Origin of the sequence: Salisediminibacterium beveridgei (assembly GCF_001721685.1) — a bacterium.
In the GTDB taxonomy this organism is placed as follows: Bacteria; Bacillota; Bacilli; order Bacillales; family Salisediminibacteriaceae; genus Salisediminibacterium; species Salisediminibacterium beveridgei.
On sequence record NZ_CP012502.1, the window covers coordinates 2,737,999 to 2,753,531 of the forward strand.

The 15,533-nt window shown below is 50.6% G+C and carries 15 protein-coding genes; 2 read left to right on the plus strand and 13 right to left on the minus strand.

Annotation, left to right across the window (positions count from 1 at the left end; all coding sequences use genetic code 11):
- Nucleotides 1-43: 43 nt before the first annotated feature.
- From BBEV_RS12890 to deoC, 5 genes are all read right to left on the minus strand, one after another.
- On the minus strand, nt 44-325 hold the full coding sequence (locus BBEV_RS12890) for a hypothetical protein (RefSeq protein ID WP_069365835.1): 282 nt from the start codon (nt 323-325) through the stop codon (nt 44-46).
- Between the two features lie 25 nt (nt 326-350).
- Entirely contained in the window at nt 351-713 is a 363-nt protein-coding gene (arsD, locus tag BBEV_RS12895) for an arsenite efflux transporter metallochaperone ArsD (RefSeq protein ID WP_069365836.1), read from the minus strand.
- A gap of 103 nt (nt 714-816) precedes the next feature.
- On the minus strand, nt 817-1,194 hold the full coding sequence (locus tag BBEV_RS12900) for an ArsR/SmtB family transcription factor (RefSeq protein ID WP_069365837.1): 378 nt from the start codon (nt 1,192-1,194) through the stop codon (nt 817-819).
- A 231-nt stretch (nt 1,195-1,425) separates the two neighbouring features.
- Nucleotides 1,426-2,466 carry a low-specificity L-threonine aldolase gene (ltaE, locus tag BBEV_RS12905; protein WP_069365838.1) on the minus strand — a complete coding sequence of 347 codons (1,041 nt, stop codon included), beginning with the start codon at nt 2,464-2,466 and terminating at the stop codon, nt 1,426-1,428.
- Between the two features lie 88 nt (nt 2,467-2,554).
- Nucleotides 2,555-3,226, minus strand: coding sequence for a deoxyribose-phosphate aldolase (gene deoC, locus BBEV_RS12910; RefSeq protein WP_069365839.1), 672 nt, complete (start codon nt 3,224-3,226; stop codon nt 2,555-2,557).
- 263 nt (nt 3,227-3,489) lie between these two features.
- On the opposite strand from deoC, the gene BBEV_RS12915 reads away from it, so the two are divergent.
- Nucleotides 3,490-3,837 carry a DUF5665 domain-containing protein gene (locus BBEV_RS12915; RefSeq protein WP_069365840.1) on the plus strand — a complete coding sequence of 116 codons (348 nt, stop codon included), beginning with the start codon at nt 3,490-3,492 and terminating at the stop codon, nt 3,835-3,837.
- An 83-nt stretch (nt 3,838-3,920) separates the two neighbouring features.
- Complete coding sequence (locus BBEV_RS12920; protein WP_069365841.1) at nt 3,921-4,355, plus strand: DUF948 domain-containing protein; 435 nt, start codon at nt 3,921-3,923, stop codon at nt 4,353-4,355.
- A gap of 66 nt (nt 4,356-4,421) precedes the next feature.
- Here the strand turns inward: BBEV_RS12920 and BBEV_RS12925 are convergent, their stop codons facing one another.
- The 8 genes from BBEV_RS12925 to pcrA form a co-directional block, all read right to left on the minus strand.
- The gene (locus tag BBEV_RS12925) at nt 4,422-5,354 is read right to left on the minus strand and encodes a diacylglycerol kinase (protein ID WP_069365842.1); all 933 of its coding nucleotides are present in this window, start codon (nt 5,352-5,354) and stop codon (nt 4,422-4,424) included.
- Nucleotides 5,355-5,829: 475 nt separating this feature from the next.
- Complete coding sequence (locus tag BBEV_RS12930; RefSeq protein ID WP_069365843.1) at nt 5,830-6,255, minus strand: hypothetical protein; 426 nt, start codon at nt 6,253-6,255, stop codon at nt 5,830-5,832.
- A gap of 161 nt (nt 6,256-6,416) precedes the next feature.
- Nucleotides 6,417-7,856 (minus strand): Asp-tRNA(Asn)/Glu-tRNA(Gln) amidotransferase subunit GatB, encoded by a 1,440-nt coding sequence (gene gatB, locus BBEV_RS12935; protein ID WP_069365844.1) that lies wholly within the window; start codon nt 7,854-7,856, stop codon nt 6,417-6,419.
- On the minus strand, nt 7,853-9,322 hold the full coding sequence (gene gatA, locus BBEV_RS12940) for an Asp-tRNA(Asn)/Glu-tRNA(Gln) amidotransferase subunit GatA (protein ID WP_069365845.1): 1,470 nt from the start codon (nt 9,320-9,322) through the stop codon (nt 7,853-7,855). Before gatA ends, gatB begins: the two co-directional genes overlap by 4 nt.
- 14 nt (nt 9,323-9,336) lie before the next feature.
- Nucleotides 9,337-9,627, minus strand: a complete 291-nt coding sequence (gene gatC / locus BBEV_RS12945; protein WP_069365846.1) for an Asp-tRNA(Asn)/Glu-tRNA(Gln) amidotransferase subunit GatC — start codon at nt 9,625-9,627, stop codon at nt 9,337-9,339.
- Between the two features lie 274 nt (nt 9,628-9,901).
- Nucleotides 9,902-11,092 (minus strand): CamS family sex pheromone protein, encoded by a 1,191-nt coding sequence (locus BBEV_RS12955; RefSeq protein WP_198155004.1) that lies wholly within the window; start codon nt 11,090-11,092, stop codon nt 9,902-9,904.
- Between the two features lie 98 nt (nt 11,093-11,190).
- A complete protein-coding gene (gene ligA, locus BBEV_RS12960) occupies nt 11,191-13,203 on the minus strand; it encodes an NAD-dependent DNA ligase LigA (RefSeq protein ID WP_069365849.1) in 2,013 nt (670 codons plus the stop codon).
- A 15-nt stretch (nt 13,204-13,218) separates the two neighbouring features.
- Entirely contained in the window at nt 13,219-15,471 is a 2,253-nt protein-coding gene (pcrA, locus tag BBEV_RS12965; protein WP_069366745.1) for a DNA helicase PcrA, read from the minus strand.
- Nucleotides 15,472-15,533: the final 62 nt, after the last annotated feature.

The following is a 15,533-nucleotide window of genomic DNA, read 5'->3' on the forward strand; positions in this document are numbered from 1 at the left end:
AGTTGTTTCTTCTCAGTAAAAAAGTTCAGTGAATGTCTCTGGATCAGCAGGAAGGCGACGGATCATGAATGACGATCCCTGTGCCGTTTTCGTCGTGACGAACATCGAAAGTCAGATCGGTCACATACGAGCTGACTTGCTGCTCGATGGCCACCTGAATTCCGTTTACCTCCACGATTTCATCGTTTGCGGATGGTTCGTCCAGGGACAAGCCAATCTGGGGACTGCAGCACCCCATACCTGCGAGAAAGATCTTGATATTCTTTGCTTCATTACTCTCGATTTGTTCCGTAATAAACATTTTCGCTTCGTTTGTAATTTGCATTTCAATCATCCTTTCTTTTTATTGCTTAAAGCATATTCAACGTTTTTTTCGGTGTTTTCATTTTTTCACGAAGTTCGCTGTCTTCCATTTCAAACCATTGGGCAAATTCCGTAATTGTCGGATAACGTCCACTGAAGACCAGTTCCCCGTCAACAACAACAGCGGGCAGGCTTTCCACACCTTCTGTGTCCATCAGTTTGATCACGTCCGGGTTCGTTGAGAAATGCATCGCTTCCTGGGCAAGATTATAGCGTTTCACATCGTACCCCATTCCGCTCAGTACGGATACAAGACGCGCGATTTTGGTCAGTTCGGGATTCACATCCGTTCCGCAAACCCCTGTTGGACAGCAAAGTGCCGGATCAAAAATCTCTACTTTATTTTTCATGTGATTGTTCCTCCTTATATAATCAATCTCTTATATGCAATTTCAATTATATGATCTGTCTGGATGAAATGCAACCCTTCAGGAGAGTTGTCACTGGATTTACTTATTTTCTTTTTTCAAGAAAGCGGATCTCGGTGATTTCAATCGAACAGCGGGAACGGATGCCGCTCGCTGTGATCTCATCCACCTGCTCCTTCGCCGATGGCAAATTGTCCAATATCGAAAGGAGCTGATCATAATGCCCGTACCCCTCATTCAATGTATAAATCTGCCACTGGTCATGGCGGTGGGAAGTAATCAATCCTGTCTGTTTTAACTTACGCAAGTGCTGGCTCACTGCCGGCTGACTCATCTCCAACAGGACTTCCAGGTCGCAGACGCACAATCCGCCAACCTTTAAAAAACGGAGGATATGCAGCCGCTTTTCATCTGAAAGCATCTTATACATGGCCGTCTGGCTCGTTAAATCCGGATGGTTCATTTACATCACCTCATCGTTATATAGTGTTTCCATTATATAATCAATCTATTATATAAACAACCCGTGATGAAGAATTCCTGCTTACAAAAACACCGCCTTTGTCCATTCAGTGACGATTTGCACTTTCGCACTGATGTTATTGAGGAAAGCGTTGACGGCAGATTCATCAAAAAAACAGCCACGCCAACCGCCTCAGCAGTTAGAGTGACTGTCCTGTCATTTACACTGTCATCACAATCCCCCGTTAGCCGACAGCAATTGACGGATCGCCGGCACGACCGTTAACTCAATGTCATCTTCATGAATATCCAGATGTGTCACGAACCGGAGTACGCCCGGTCCCATGGCACCGACCTGAATCCCCCGTTCCTTCAAGCCATTGATCCAGTCCTCATTGGAGAGCCCGCTCTCCGAGACATCCACCATGATGATGTTCGTATCCACCTGGTTCGTCACACTGAGCCCTGTCATCTGATCCAGACCCGTCGCAAGTTGTCTCGCGAGCCGGTGATCGTCTGCAAGACGCGTCACATGATCACGAAGGGCCACCCGTGCAGGTGCCGCCAAAATACCTGCCTGGCGCATCCCGCCGCCCAGGCGTTTTCGCCATTTTCTGGCCTGTTTGATAAAGTCCGCCGATCCGGCAATGATGGAGCCCGCAGGTGCGCCCAGTCCTTTGGAGAGGCAGAACTGGACCGTATCGGTGTACCCTGCGAATGCACTCACCGGTTCTCCTGCAGCCACTGCCGCATTGAACAGCCGGGCCCCATCGAGATGCACTTTGATATCATATGCTTTTGCCAATTGATGAATGGTCCACATGTTACTCAAAGGCACCACTGCCCCGCCTGCTTTGTTGTGCGTGTTCTCAATGGCGATCATTCCGGTTTCCGGAAAGTGAATATCGTCCCCGCGGATCGCGGCTTCCACATCAGAGGGGTTCATCGCGCCCCGCTCCCCTTTTATCGTTCGTGGCTGCACACCGGCAAGAGCGGAGATGCCCGCCCCTTCATACAAGAAAATATGGGAATCTGCTTCAAGGATCACTTCCTGTCCCGGCTGACAGTGGACCAGTGCGGCAATCTGATTTCCCTGGGTACCGCTGGTGACAAACAGCGCGTCTTCTTTCCCCAGCATGTGCGCCGCTTCCTGTTCCAGGGCATTGACGTTCGGATCCTCCCCGTACACATCATCGCCCACTTCAGCTTCAAAAGCCGCACGTCTCATCACATCCGTAGGTTTTGTCACCGTATCACTGCGTAAATCAATCAAACTGATCATCTCCTCATCACGTTATCCATTTTCAGTATAGCACAGGAAAAACCCCGATTCCTCAAATCGGAAACCGGGGTTCAGAGAATTAATAATCGCTTTTTGCTTCTTCGCCTTTGACAATTTTCACACCGGCACTGGCACCAATCCGGGTAGCCCCGGCTTTGACCATCGCTTCCGCGTCCTCCAGGCTCCGAACACCGCCGGAAGCTTTCACACCGGCTTTGTCACCCACGGTTTTACGCATTAAGGCAACGTCTTCCACGGTGGCATTGCCTGTGGAGAAGCCCGTGGAGGTTTTGACGAAGTCGAGCCCTGCCTTTACTGCGATTTCGCAGGCGCGGACTTTCTCTTCGTCTGTTAACAGACATGTTTCAAGAATGACTTTCGTCAGGGCCTTGCCTTTTGCCGCTTCCACTACGGCTTTCATATCCTGCTCGAGAAGCTCGTCGTCGCCGTCTTTCAACGCGCCGATATTGAGGACCATATCGATTTCCGTTGCGCCGTTTTCAATGGCATTCTTCGTTTCGAAGGCCTTCACTTCCGGTGTTGATGCACCCAAGGGAAAACCGACTACGGTACAAACGTCCACACCGGAACCTTTCAGCAGTTCTGCGGATTTCTTGACCCAGGTCGGCGTCACACAGACGGATGCAAACTGGTACTCCTTCGCTTCCGCGCAGAGGGTGACGATCTGTTCCTCTTTTGTTTCCGGTTTTAACTGAGTGTGATCGATGATTTTTGCAATGGATTGACTCATGTTCTTCATCCCTTCCAATTAAATACTTATTTTGTTTCATGATTCCACGTAAGATGTCAGACCTTTGTATTTGATATGTTCAGTTTAGCATAACCTGAGCGGAAATTGAAATCCTTTTCAAGGATGAAGCAGATCTTTGAACAGGACCAGCTCAAACTCTCAAACAAATCTGTAAAAATACATGGTCATTCCCATCGCAATCGTTTAAAATAGAAAATGAAGGGAATAGTACTCCATTAGCGATAAAATGGAGGGATTCATGTATGACAGTGTCCAAAGAGCAGGAAAAGAAAAAAATCCCGTCGTCGAGCCGTGGTGATGAAAAGCGGCACGAAGAAAATGAACGCTTTGAGGCCTTGCTCGATAAGCTTGAGGATATGACCACAAAGGGTCGATTGAAGGACATGGCTTATCACTTCACGAATAAAAAAGAAGTGATCAAAACCAACTTGCTTGCCGGTGTGGCAAGAGGTGTCGGTTTGACCGTGGGAACGGCGATTTTTCTCGTCATTCTGTTCTTCATCCTCGCACAAATGGTGGACATGCCACTGATCGGGGAATGGATCGGTAACTTGTTAAACGAAGTGGAGCAATATCAGGACACCCCGTAGCTGAGCTGATGCCGCGTAACGTGAATGGATGAATCATGCTGCTGTGATGAACGGCAGCCAAAATACTAAATGAGGTGATACATATGGATTGGTTAGGTATAGGCGTATTTATCCTGTCTCTCGGATTTGCGGGACTGGTGATCATTTTGATTCCGGTTATGAAAAATCTCGCACTCACATTGGGGAATGTGGCAGGAACAGTGGAAACAGCAAACAAAAGCGTCGGTGAAATTACCGGGGAAGTCACGGTCATCCTGCACAACACGAACGAAACGCTGGTGGATGTACACGGAAAAATGCAGAAGGTCAACCCGATCTTCGACATCATTCATGACACAGGAACCGCCGCTCATAATTTCACGTCGACATTTGCCAACTACACCGGGGCCAAGACGGAGCGGGCAGACGAAGGCATCAGCCTGCTGGATAAGAAAAATCTTGAAGGGCTCCTCCGTGGTGCAGCATTCATTTATTACATGAAGGAACTGAAGAAAGAGAAAGAAGCCAAGGCTGAATAAAACGGATCAGAACATGTAAAGACCCGCCGGTGGCGGGTCTTTTGTTGTTGCTATGAATTCCCCCGGTCAGTCGTTTTCGTCATTCAGATCCTTTTCGCCAAGACATGCCAAGGGTTCTTTTGAAAGCATAAGATCGATATGACGATGGAGATTCACAAACCGGCTCGGCAGCTTCCCGCCGTATTCCCCGTCCAGGTTCAATAGCATCTCTTCCCCTGCCTGAATATCAATTTCCGCCGCCTGTGTGTAGATCACCCGGTCATCGGTAATATGTTCGCCACGAAGGGCCGAGGTGACGACCCGAACAACATCGGCCAGATTGGTCTTCTTCAAAATCATCAGGTCGAACTTCCCATCGTTGATCGTGGCTTTCGGTGCCAGCTTCTCAAAACCGCCGATGGAGTTGGTGTTCGCCACAAGAAAGAGCATGATTTCTCCTTCGAAAACTTTTCCGTCATAAGATATTTTCACCGCTGTCGGCTTGATACGCGGCAGTTTTTCAAAGCCTTTGACGTAATAAGCCAGCTGCCCGATCATCGTCTTCAGACGACTCGGGACTTCATACGTGAGCTCCGTCAGGGTTCCCCCTGCAGCAATATTGATGAAGCAGGAATCACCTACCTGCCCAACGTCGGCAGTGACCTTACGCCCCTCGACGATCACCTTGCACGCATCCGGTATACTCTTCGGTAAATTCAGGGCTCTGGCAAAATCATTGGTCGTCCCGCCGGGGAGAATGCCAAGCGCCGGCCGGTGCGGCTGGTTCACCATGCCCTGTACCACTTCATTGATGGTGCCGTCACCACCGGCAGCGACGATCAGGTCAAATTGTCTGTCGCAAGCGGCTCTGGCAGCCCGGGTTGCGCAGTCTTTTCCGGTTGTCGCATGGGCAGATGCCTCGTAGCCTGCCTTCTCCAGGGTTTCCAATATGTATGGAAGATATTTTTTCACATGTTCCCGTCCCGATGACGGGTTATAAATCAGCCGTGCCCGTTTCATACGTCCACCTCGTTTTCCCGTTATTTCCATGTTCAGTATACACGGTTTAACGGCCGCTGAAAAGGAATTGCCCCGCCCCTTCCGGGCAGACAAATGAAAAGCGGCTTCATCGTCCTTCAATTAAGGATTCGATGAGCCGCTTAACTTCCTATATCACTTATCATAACTTTCGTTAACCATCTCCTTTGCAATCATCTCGTGATGCGCATTTCGTTCGAACCCGCGGATCCATGCATTCATCCGCTTCGCTCACGCTACGTCATCGGATTCACATCCTTCTGTGTGATGGTTGCTGATTTTTGACGGTCTGCCCTCCTCTTCTATGGATATTGCCAGCAATGCTTTTGATTGCTGTACATGTAGTATATAAAAGAAACTATGTATTGTAAATATTCAGAATATTTAATGAGGAGGGATTAGCTCCCTCCATCTGCTGTTTTCAGCCTATCCTTGCCATTTTCGGCTTATTTCTTGATTATTGCACCCTGACTCTGGGGCGGACTTCACCGGCAACCCGCCGCGCGATCCAGCTGTAAACGGCCCTTGAAATAAGCACAATGGCAAAGGAGAACAATACCAGACCGAGCCCGGAGAACACGATCCCGGTCACTCTCGCTTCAAGCTGAACGGTATAGTAGACGAATGCGCCGACTTGAATGGCATTCACCAGATACGGGTAAATAATGCGCCGGACTCTTCGTTGAATCCGGATCATCTTCATCGCATCAATCACCTGAAGGGGAATGATCCAGAGAAACACACCTCCGGCAAACCAGATCAATGCGGTCATGGACTGTATCTGAATCTCCAAAGCCGGTATAAACGAAAGACCGAATGTCACGAGGGCGATCACACCGATGGCGAGTCCGATCATGCTGAATAACTTACTGAAAAATTGCATACTGAAAATCACTTGCCTTTCCCGGTATTGAACCTGTCTGTACAGGATTCTTGTTTTTCACACATGTTTGTCATTGTAACACACTGATAAACAGGTTCAACCGCCAGGGACAGGCATATAGCGCCAAAAACCCCCGTCCACTGGGGACAGGGGTGATAAGATCAGCGTTTCTTGATTTCTTCTGCCAATAGCTCGTTTACCATCTGCGGATTGGCTTTTCCTTTGGACGCTTTCATCACTTGACCGACGAGAAAGCCGATCGCTTTATCTTTTCCGTTCCGGAAATCATCCACGGACTGCGGATTCTGATCCAAAGCAGCATTTACCATGCTGCGGATCTCACCTTCGTCACTGATCTGAACGAGGCCTTTGTCCTTGACGATCTTCTCCGGATCACCGCCTTTTTCGATCAGTTCCTTAAAGACCTTCTTGGCGATCTTCGAGGAAATGGTCCCTTTATCGATCATGGCAATCATCGAGACGAGCGCTTCCGGTGTCATCGGGACATCTGTGATCTCTTTGTCGTTCTGGTTCAGATAGGCATTCACTTCACCCATGAGCCAGTTGGAAAGCTGCTTTGGTGGTCCACCGACAGCGATCGCCTGTTCAAAGAAATCACTCATGGCCTTCTCCTGGGTCAGGACACCTGCATCATAAGCTGGAAGGTCCAACTCGGATACATAGCGCTTCTGCCGGGCGTCCGGCAGTTCAGGGATCGACTGGCGCACCCGTTTTTGCCATTCCGGGTCCAGGTGATACTGCACCAGATCCGGATCAGGGAAGTAACGGTAATCGTCCGATCCTTCCTTGACCCGCATGAGAATGGTCCCTTTCGTTGCTTCATCGTAACGGCGGGTTTCCTGCAGGATCTCACCTCCGCCGTTGATCACTTCCGCCTGCCGCTTCTCTTCATGCTCAAGCCCTTTTTGCACGTGTGCGAATGAATTCAGGTTCTTCAGTTCGGTTTTTGTACCGAATTCATCCTGTCCGTAAGGCCGGATGGAAATGTTCGCATCACAGCGAAGGGATCCTTCTTCCATCTTACAGTCAGAGACTTCCGTATACTGAATGATGGCTTTCAGTTTTTCCAGGTACGCATAGGCTTCCTCGGGTGTCCGGATATCCGGTTCGGAGACGATTTCCACAAGTGGCGTACCGACGCGGTTATAGTCGACGAGTGTGTGACTGTCGATGCCTTCCACATGAGTCAGCTTCCCCGCATCTTCCTCAAGATGAAGACGGGTGATGCCGATGCGTTTTGTTTCCCCGTTCACTTCGATGTCAATGTACCCGTTCTCACCGATCGGCTGATCATATTGAGAAATCTGATAGGCCTTCGGGCTGTCCGGATAGAAATAGTTCTTGCGGTCAAACTTCGTCACGTCCGCAATGTCACAGTTGATGGCCATGGCGGCCTTCATGGAATAATCCACGGCCTGACGGTTCAGCACCGGGAGGACACCGGGATGCCCGAGACAGACAGGGCATGTATTGGCATTCGGCTCAGCTCCAAATGATGTGGAACAGCCGCAAAAGATTTTCGAGTTTGTTTTCAGCTCAACGTGGACTTCGAGTCCGATGACTGTTTCAAACTGGCTCATTTGGCAGCGCCCCCTTTCAGTGACGGTTGTTTCAGATGATGATCCGTCGCCTCCTGGTAGGCATGTGCCACCCGGAAGATCATTGGCTCATCAAAATGCTTGCCGATGATCTGAAAACCGACAGGCATATCGTCTGAAAAGCCGCACGGGATACTGATGGCCGGCACGCCGGCCAGGTTCATCGGTACCGTGAGAATATCGTTGGCATACATCGTCAACGGATCATCCACCTGTTCCCCGATCTTGAAGGCAACCGTCGGTGCGGTCGGTCCGACAATGACGTCATACGTTTCGAACAGCTTGTCGAAGTCATGCTTGATGAGCGTTCGGACGCGCTGGGCTTTATCGTAATAAGCATCATAGTAACCGGAGCTGAGTGCAAAGGTTCCGAGCATAATCCGGCGTTTCACCTCATCCCCGAAACCTTCACTGCGGGATTTTTTATACGTATCGAGCAGGTTGTCGGATTCTTTACGCACGCCGTAACGGATGCCGTCAAAACGGGCCAGATTCGCGGATGCTTCTGAAGAAGCGATCAGGTAGTAAGCGGCAGTGGCATATTTGGAGTGGGGCAAGGAGACTTCCTCACAGACAGCTCCCTGCTTTTCAAGCTCCGCAATCGCTAGTTTCACCTGTTCGGTGACGCCCTCATCCACGCCTTCCCCGAAATATTCTTTCGGGACAGCGACTCTGAGGCCGTCCACACCTGTTCGTAAATCCTTCGAAAAATCCGGTACCGGCACATTGGCACTGGTAGAATCCCGGTCATCGTGTCCGGCAATCGCCTGAAGCACAAGGGCACTGTCCTCAGCACTTCTCGTGAGCGGACCGATCTGGTCCAGCGAGGAGGCAAAAGCGACCAGGCCAAACCGGGAAACCCTTCCGTATGTAGGTTTCATTCCGGTAATCCCGCAATAAGCTGCAGGCTCACGGATGGATCCGCCGGTGTCTGAGCCAAGGGCAAAAGGCACTTCGCCTGCAGCAACTGCCGCCGCAGAGCCACCGCTGGAGCCTCCGGGAACCCGGGTGATGTCCCACGGATTTTTGACCGGATGGTAACTGGAATTCTCATTTGATGAGCCCATGGCGAACTCGTCCATATTCAGTTTCCCGACGGTAATCGCATTCTGGGCCGCGAGCTTCTCGACAACGGTTGCGTTATGAACCGGTTCAAAATTGGCCAGAAGCTGTGACGCACACGTCGTCTTCATGCCTTTTGTTACAATATTATCCTTAATCCCGACGGGCAGGCCAAACAGGGCATCATCCACTGAAAGCTGACCCAGTTCGAGTTTCTCATCCAGCGCTTCGGCCTGTTCAATGGCAGCGCGCTCATCAATGCGCAAAAAAGCGCCGATTTCCTGATCCACTTGCTTAATCCTAGCGATGGAGGCATCGACGATTTTGCGGACCGTCGTTTCACCATTTCGCAGTTGATCGTGCAGGGTCTTTACTGACTGTTCCATAGCTTCCTCCTTTTTCAATCCAGGACTGACTGAACTTTGTACTGTCCGTCTGCCTGATCCGGTGCGTTTTTCATCGTATCCTTCCTCGTTGGGGAAGGTTTCACTACATCTTCACGGAGCACGTTCTGTACATCAATGGCATGAGACGTCGGTTTTACCCCGTCCGTATTCACTTCATTGAGCTGTTCGGAAAATTCGATGATCTTACCGAGCTGATCCGTGTACGATTCGATTTCATCTTCGGAAAACGTCAGCCGTGCAAGATCCGCCACGTGCTGAACCTGTTCTTTCGTAATGCGTGTCATCCAAGGACACCTCCTTCTATGATCGTCCCATCCAATTGAGACGCCTGGGCGTGTATTCCCAGCTTCTTTTATGAAAAATCAACCTAATGAAAACTATATCAAAGATACTTTGTTCCGGCAACGTAACAAAGGTTCATCAGAAGCGACTGCGTGCCTGTTTTTTCGCTATTGGTCCATCCGGTCCCCGAAAAATAAAAAAAGTCCCGGAAGAAGGCTCCTGCCTCTGTCCGGGACCGGGAATGGTTTAACTGAAAACGGTCCTGCACAATGTTGATCAATTCAGGACATGCATGAACGGTTCCTCATCAGGGTGCTGAATGATGATCGCTTCCATCCCGTTGATGGATTCGACATAGACTTTAATCGGCACCTGAACCGTGAGCACTTCGTTCAGGCGGTCGGAAATGAATTGACTCAGGGCAATGATCTCCGCTTGTCCATGGGACTGCAGGTTGAGTTCTATGGTCAGTTCTTCGAGAATGTCATTGTTATAGCGTCCGACACCGACTGCACCGATTTTCCGGTCGAAGAAATCTTCCACTTCTTCCCTGAACTGGCTCATCTGATTGGACAGGTTCGCATCATAACTGCTGGCTTCGCTCGATGGGAACACAATGAAGTTTTCATCGATGTCTTCCCAGCCCCCGATTTGAAGGGATCCGCCATCCACTTGCGCGAATGCCGTAAAACCGCCGGGAGCGACTGCGCCATCGGGTTTTTCCTGATAGAGCGCAAAAGAGATCGGCACATCCTGCAAATCTTCCCGGCTTCTCAACCGGTTCAAAATGACCTGGGCCTGTTCCCTGCCGTATTCCTGTACTTCACTTTCATCCAGTGATTCTTCGTAGAAATTGATCGTACCATCTTCGTTTGTGGTGTTGAAATAATACACAGCACGTAAACCGATACCGATCATGATCCCGTCCAGCTGCGCACCTTCCTCTTCCGAACCGCGCCAGTAATTATGTTCCATAATGTGAGAGATCATCAGCGGTGCATCACGCATCCGTTCATCCATCGGATCATCGTCGCTGCCTGCCAGCTCGGGATTCAGTCCACGCTGCAGCTCATTCTCGATTTCAGGATCATACCGCCGGATCCAGCTGTTGATCAAATCACCGGACAATTGCTGTCCCTCGGTGAAATAATACTCATCTGTCGAATAGACTCCTGACGCCAGTTCCGTCAATCCCCGTTCAAAATGGTCCAGATCCACGCGGTTTCGAAACGCATCTGACACCACACCACGGGCATCACTCCGGTAGTAGGTGCCATCTTCAAGCACCGTTCGATAGAAATTATCATCAGAATCCACGGTTGGTGTAAACACCACTTCGGATTCCTCGTCTTCAGTCTCTTCCACCACGATGACATCCTGCTCTTCTTCTTCATCTGCCTGTTGCAGACAGCCACTGAGCATGAAGAGCGTCAACCCAAGAAGAATTATCATCCATCCCTGTTTCATATCCGTCATTCCCCTATCTCTTTGTTCCAATTGATTACATATTAACATGCACTCGCCATTTTCTCACAATACTTTCTGTAAGAACAGCGGCGAAGGAATTAATCTTCAGCGGTTTCTGTGACAAATCTGGCCTCGTCCCAGATCTCGATGCCAAGTTCCTCCGCTTTATCCAGCTTCGAGCCCGCTTTGTCCCCGGCAATCAGAAGGTCGGTCTTCTTGGATACGGTTCCGGTGACTTTGCCGCCCCGGGCTTCCACCATGGCTTTTGCATCTTTTCTTGAAAATGCCTCCATCGCACCGGTAATAACCACCGTTTTTCCGGAAAGGGGCGAATCAGAGGCGATCGCTTCCGCCTGTTTCGGACCGGTGTACGTCATGTTCACACCCAGCTCCTTCAACTCGTCAACCAACTTCTGCATGCCCGGCTGTTCGAACGTCCGCACGATGGAATCGGCCATTTTCTCGCCGATTTCATCCACTTCAATCAGTGCTTCCACATCCGCTTCCATCAAGCGGTCCATCGTCTCAAAATGCATGGCCAGCGTTTTAGCTGCTTTCGATCCGACAAAGCGGATGCCAAGACCGAACAGGAGCTTATCGAGAGAGTTGGCTTTCGTCGCTTCGATGGCATTGATCAGATTCGTCGCAGACTTTTCGCCCATCCGCTCAAGCGCCATGACCTGACTCATCTCCAACCGGTACAAATCCGCCGCACTCTGCACCAGTTCCTGACTGTGCAGCTGGGTAATCACACGCTCCCCAAGACCATCAATGTTCATCGCGTCACGGCTTGCGAAGTGAATCAGTCCTTCTCTTACCTGTGCCGGACACTCGGGATTTACGCAGCGCAGTGCGACCTCCCCTTCAATCCGAACCAGTTCGGACTCGCAGGCCGGGCAGTTTTCAGGCATGGAGAAGTCCCGTTCTTCACCTGTCCGCTGTCCGGTGAGAACATTGACGACTTTCGGGATGATGTCGCCGGCTTTTTTGATGGTCACCCGGTCACCGATCCTCACATCCTGCTCGCGGATCAGATCTTCGTTATGAAGGGATGCCCGTTGCACGCTTGTACCTGCCACAGAAACCGGTTCAAGGATCGCCGTCGGTGTGACGACACCGGTCCGGCCGATGCTCAGTTCGATATCGATGAGTCTCGTCACCACTTCTTCCGCGGGAAATTTAAAGGCCGTGGCCCAGCGCGGGCTCTTGGCAGTGAAGCCGAGCTCTTCCTGGTGATCCAGGGAGTCCACTTTGATGACAATCCCGTCGATTTCATATTCCAGATCGCTCCGCCGGTCGAGCCAGCTGTTCACATAATCGACGACTTCTTCAATGTCTTTGCAGTGCTTGGCTTCGGGGTTGATTTTGAATCCGAGATCACGCACGTAGGCGAGGGATTCAGTGTGGGAATCAATCTCCTTGTCTTCAATCTGTCCGACAGAATAGACAAACATATCCAGGTTCCGTTTCGCCGCAATCTTCGGATCCAGCTGTCTTAAGGAACCTGCCGCCGCGTTGCGGGGATTGGCAAACAGTGCTTCCCCTTTTTCCTCCCGGGCTTGATTCAGACGGTTAAAGGACGATTTGGGCATGAATGCCTCTCCGCGCACTTCGATCGTCACGGGTTCCTGAAGTTTCAGCGGGATGGACGGGATCGTCTTCAGATTTGACGTAATGTCCTCTCCAGTTGATCCGTCACCCCGGGTGGCGCCCAGAACAAAGGCGCCTTCTTCATATTTCAACGTGATCGCAAGACCATCGATTTTCAGTTCCACACTGTATGTCGGATCTGCACCGAGACCTTGACGGACCCTGCGGTCAAAATCCCGCAGCTCCCCCTCATCAAAAGCATTGGACAGACTGAGCATCGGCACTTCATGCTGCACTTTTTGGAAGTGATCCAATGGCTTCCCGCCAACGCGTTCGGATGGCGAATCGATGCGTTTCAAATCGGGATGGTTTTCTTCCAATTCCTTGAGTTCCTGAATTAACCGGTCATACTCGGCATCCGGCACTTTCGGGTTATCAAGGACATAGTACTGATGGGCATAGTGATTGATCTGATCCGTCAGATCATCGATCCGCTGTTTCACGTCTTCCTTCTCTGTCATTGTGCGACACGCTCCTTAGGCTTTTGTAATCGGGGCAAATCTGGCTGCGAGCCTTTTGACACCGATTTCCGGAAAAGCGATATCCAGTTCGATATTCTCTCCTTCTCCGCGGGTACTGACGACTGTGCCGGTCCCCCATTTTTTGTGGGCTGCTTTATCCCCCACATTCCAATCAAATTCGCCGCCGCCCGTATTCGTCGTGACCGGATTAGTCACTGAGCGCCTGCGCGGTACCATGTGTTTCGGTTTCGGCTTTGGCTCAGGATACCGGTCCGGACCGTCGGATCGTTTCATCCAGGGCAGATCTTCCGCAGTGCTTTTTTCCACCACGTGTCCGGAAGACGTTAACAGTTCTTCAGGAATCTCACTGAGAAAGCGCGATGCCGGGTTCATATTGGTCTTGCCGAAAATCGTCCGCATTGTCGCACGGGTCAAATACAGTTCCTGTTCCGCACGGGTAATGCCCACATAGGCGAGGCGCCGCTCTTCCTGCATCTCGTCTTCTTCCATGAGGCTCCGGCTGTGCGGAAAGACCCCTTCTTCGAGTCCGGCGAGAAAGACGACCGGGAATTCCAGGCCTTTCGCTGAGTGGAGTGTCATCATCAACACCTTTTCCACTTCTTCTTCCTCATCCACTTTATCAATGTCCGCGATCAGGGCCAGATCCGTCAAAAAGGCAATCAAGGTCTTATCGTCACTGGCCTCTTCAAATTCCGCCGCCACCGTCAGAAATTCTTCAATGTTCTCAAGTCGTCCTTCAGCTTCGAGGGTATTTTCCCGCTCCAGCATGTCCCGGTAACCGGTCTTGTCCAGCAGTTCATCCACCAGTTCTTTTACCGGCACGTACTCCTGCATATTGATCCAGCCGCTCAGCTGTTCGTGGAAATTCCTGAGCATCTTTGTAAAGCGTGCATTGAGGCCGACTTCTTCTATCTCCGCCACAGTCTGAAAGAGCGACAGATCATTGGCATTGGCATAGGCCTGCAGTTTATCAAGGGTCGATGCACCGATCCCGCGTTTTGGAACATTCACAATCCGGCGGAAACTGACGTCGTCATCGGGGTTCCCCACCAGTCTTAAATACGCGAGGAGATCCTTGATTTCCTTACGGTCATAGAACTTCGTTCCGCCGACAATCGTATAGGCCATATTCGATTTCACGAACAGCTCCTCCATGACACGGGACTGTGCATTCGTCCGGTACAATATCGCGATGTCCGAAGGGCGGAGATCCTTATCCCGGTCGTTCAGCAACGACTGAATTTCACCGACAATGTAAGACGCCTCATCATGTTCATTGCGTGCAGAATAGAGGGTCAGCTTCTTCCCGCCATCATTTTCGGTCCACAGGTTCTTATCCTTACGTCCCGTGTTATGACTGATCACCTGATTTGCCGCATCGAGAATCCGTTTGGAGCTCCGGTAGTTCTGTTCGAGCAGAATCACTTTAGCATCCGGGTAATCCTTCTCAAATGACAGGATATTCTTAATATCCGCACCGCGCCAGCGGTAAATCGACTGATCCGAGTCCCCGACGACACAGAGATTCCGGTGCCGCTCCGCGAGAACCTTCACGAGACGGTACTGGGCATGGTTCGTATCCTGATATTCATCGACCATAATGTAGCGGAAACGGCGCTGATAATATTCCAGCACTTCCGGCACCTGATCAAACAGACGGATCGTGGTCATGATCAGATCGTCGAAGTCCAGGGCCTGATTACGCTTCAGTTCCCGTTCGTAGGCTTCATAGACCGTGGATGCCACCTGTTCAAAATACCCGTTTGCCGATTGATCGTATTCCTTCGCCGTCTTCAGTTCATTTTTTGCCGAGCTGATCATCCCGAGTATGGCCCGGGGGTCGAATTTCTTATTGTCGATATTCTTTTCTTTGATAATCCGCTTGATCACCGTCAGCTGATCCGAACCGTCCAGAATCGTAAAATTTCGGTTGATTCCCATACGGTCGATATCCCTGCGGAGAATGCGCACACACATCGAGTGAAACGTGGAAATCCACATCTCCTCGGCTTCTGCGCCGATGTTCTTCTTGACCCGGTCTTTCATCTCCCGGGCCGCTTTATTCGTAAACGTGATCGCCAGAATCGACCAGTGAGGAACGCCTTTTTCACTGATCAGATGGGCAATCCGGTTGGTCAGCACCCGCGTTTTGCCACTGCCGGCCCCGGCCATGATTAACAGCGGCCCCTCATTATGACGCACCGCCTCCTGCTGCTCTTTGTTTAAACCTTCGATCATTGATTTCATCAGATCACCTTCCAAACGTTTGTTCTTTCTTTGAAGTTTATCCTGTTTCCCGAAAAAAGTAC

Coding starts and splice junctions, on each gene's coding strand:
- BBEV_RS12920 (WP_069365841.1), top strand. CDS start 3,921: ATGGATTGGTTAGGTATAGGCGTATTTATCCTGTCTCTCGGATTTGCG.
- deoC (WP_069365839.1), bottom strand. CDS start 3,226: ATGAGTCAATCCATTGCAAAAATCATCGATCACACTCAGTTAAAACCG.
- BBEV_RS12890 (WP_069365835.1), bottom strand. CDS start 325: ATGCAAATTACAAACGAAGCGAAAATGTTTATTACGGAACAAATCGAG.
- gatC (WP_069365846.1), bottom strand. CDS start 9,627: ATGACACGCATTACGAAAGAACAGGTTCAGCACGTGGCGGATCTTGCA.
- pcrA (WP_069366745.1), bottom strand. CDS start 15,471: ATGAAATCAATGATCGAAGGTTTAAACAAAGAGCAGCAGGAGGCGGTG.
- ligA (WP_069365849.1), bottom strand. CDS start 13,203: ATGACAGAGAAGGAAGACGTGAAACAGCGGATCGATGATCTGACGGAT.
- BBEV_RS12915 (WP_069365840.1), top strand. CDS start 3,490: ATGACAGTGTCCAAAGAGCAGGAAAAGAAAAAAATCCCGTCGTCGAGC.
- gatA (WP_069365845.1), bottom strand. CDS start 9,322: ATGGAACAGTCAGTAAAGACCCTGCACGATCAACTGCGAAATGGTGAA.
- BBEV_RS12925 (WP_069365842.1), bottom strand. CDS start 5,354: ATGAAACGGGCACGGCTGATTTATAACCCGTCATCGGGACGGGAACAT.
- gatB (WP_069365844.1), bottom strand. CDS start 7,856: ATGAGCCAGTTTGAAACAGTCATCGGACTCGAAGTCCACGTTGAGCTG.
- arsD (WP_069365836.1), bottom strand. CDS start 713: ATGAAAAATAAAGTAGAGATTTTTGATCCGGCACTTTGCTGTCCAACA.
- BBEV_RS12900 (WP_069365837.1), bottom strand. CDS start 1,194: ATGAACCATCCGGATTTAACGAGCCAGACGGCCATGTATAAGATGCTT.
- BBEV_RS12930 (WP_069365843.1), bottom strand. CDS start 6,255: ATGCAATTTTTCAGTAAGTTATTCAGCATGATCGGACTCGCCATCGGT.
- BBEV_RS12955 (WP_198155004.1), bottom strand. CDS start 11,092: ATGAAACAGGGATGGATGATAATTCTTCTTGGGTTGACGCTCTTCATG.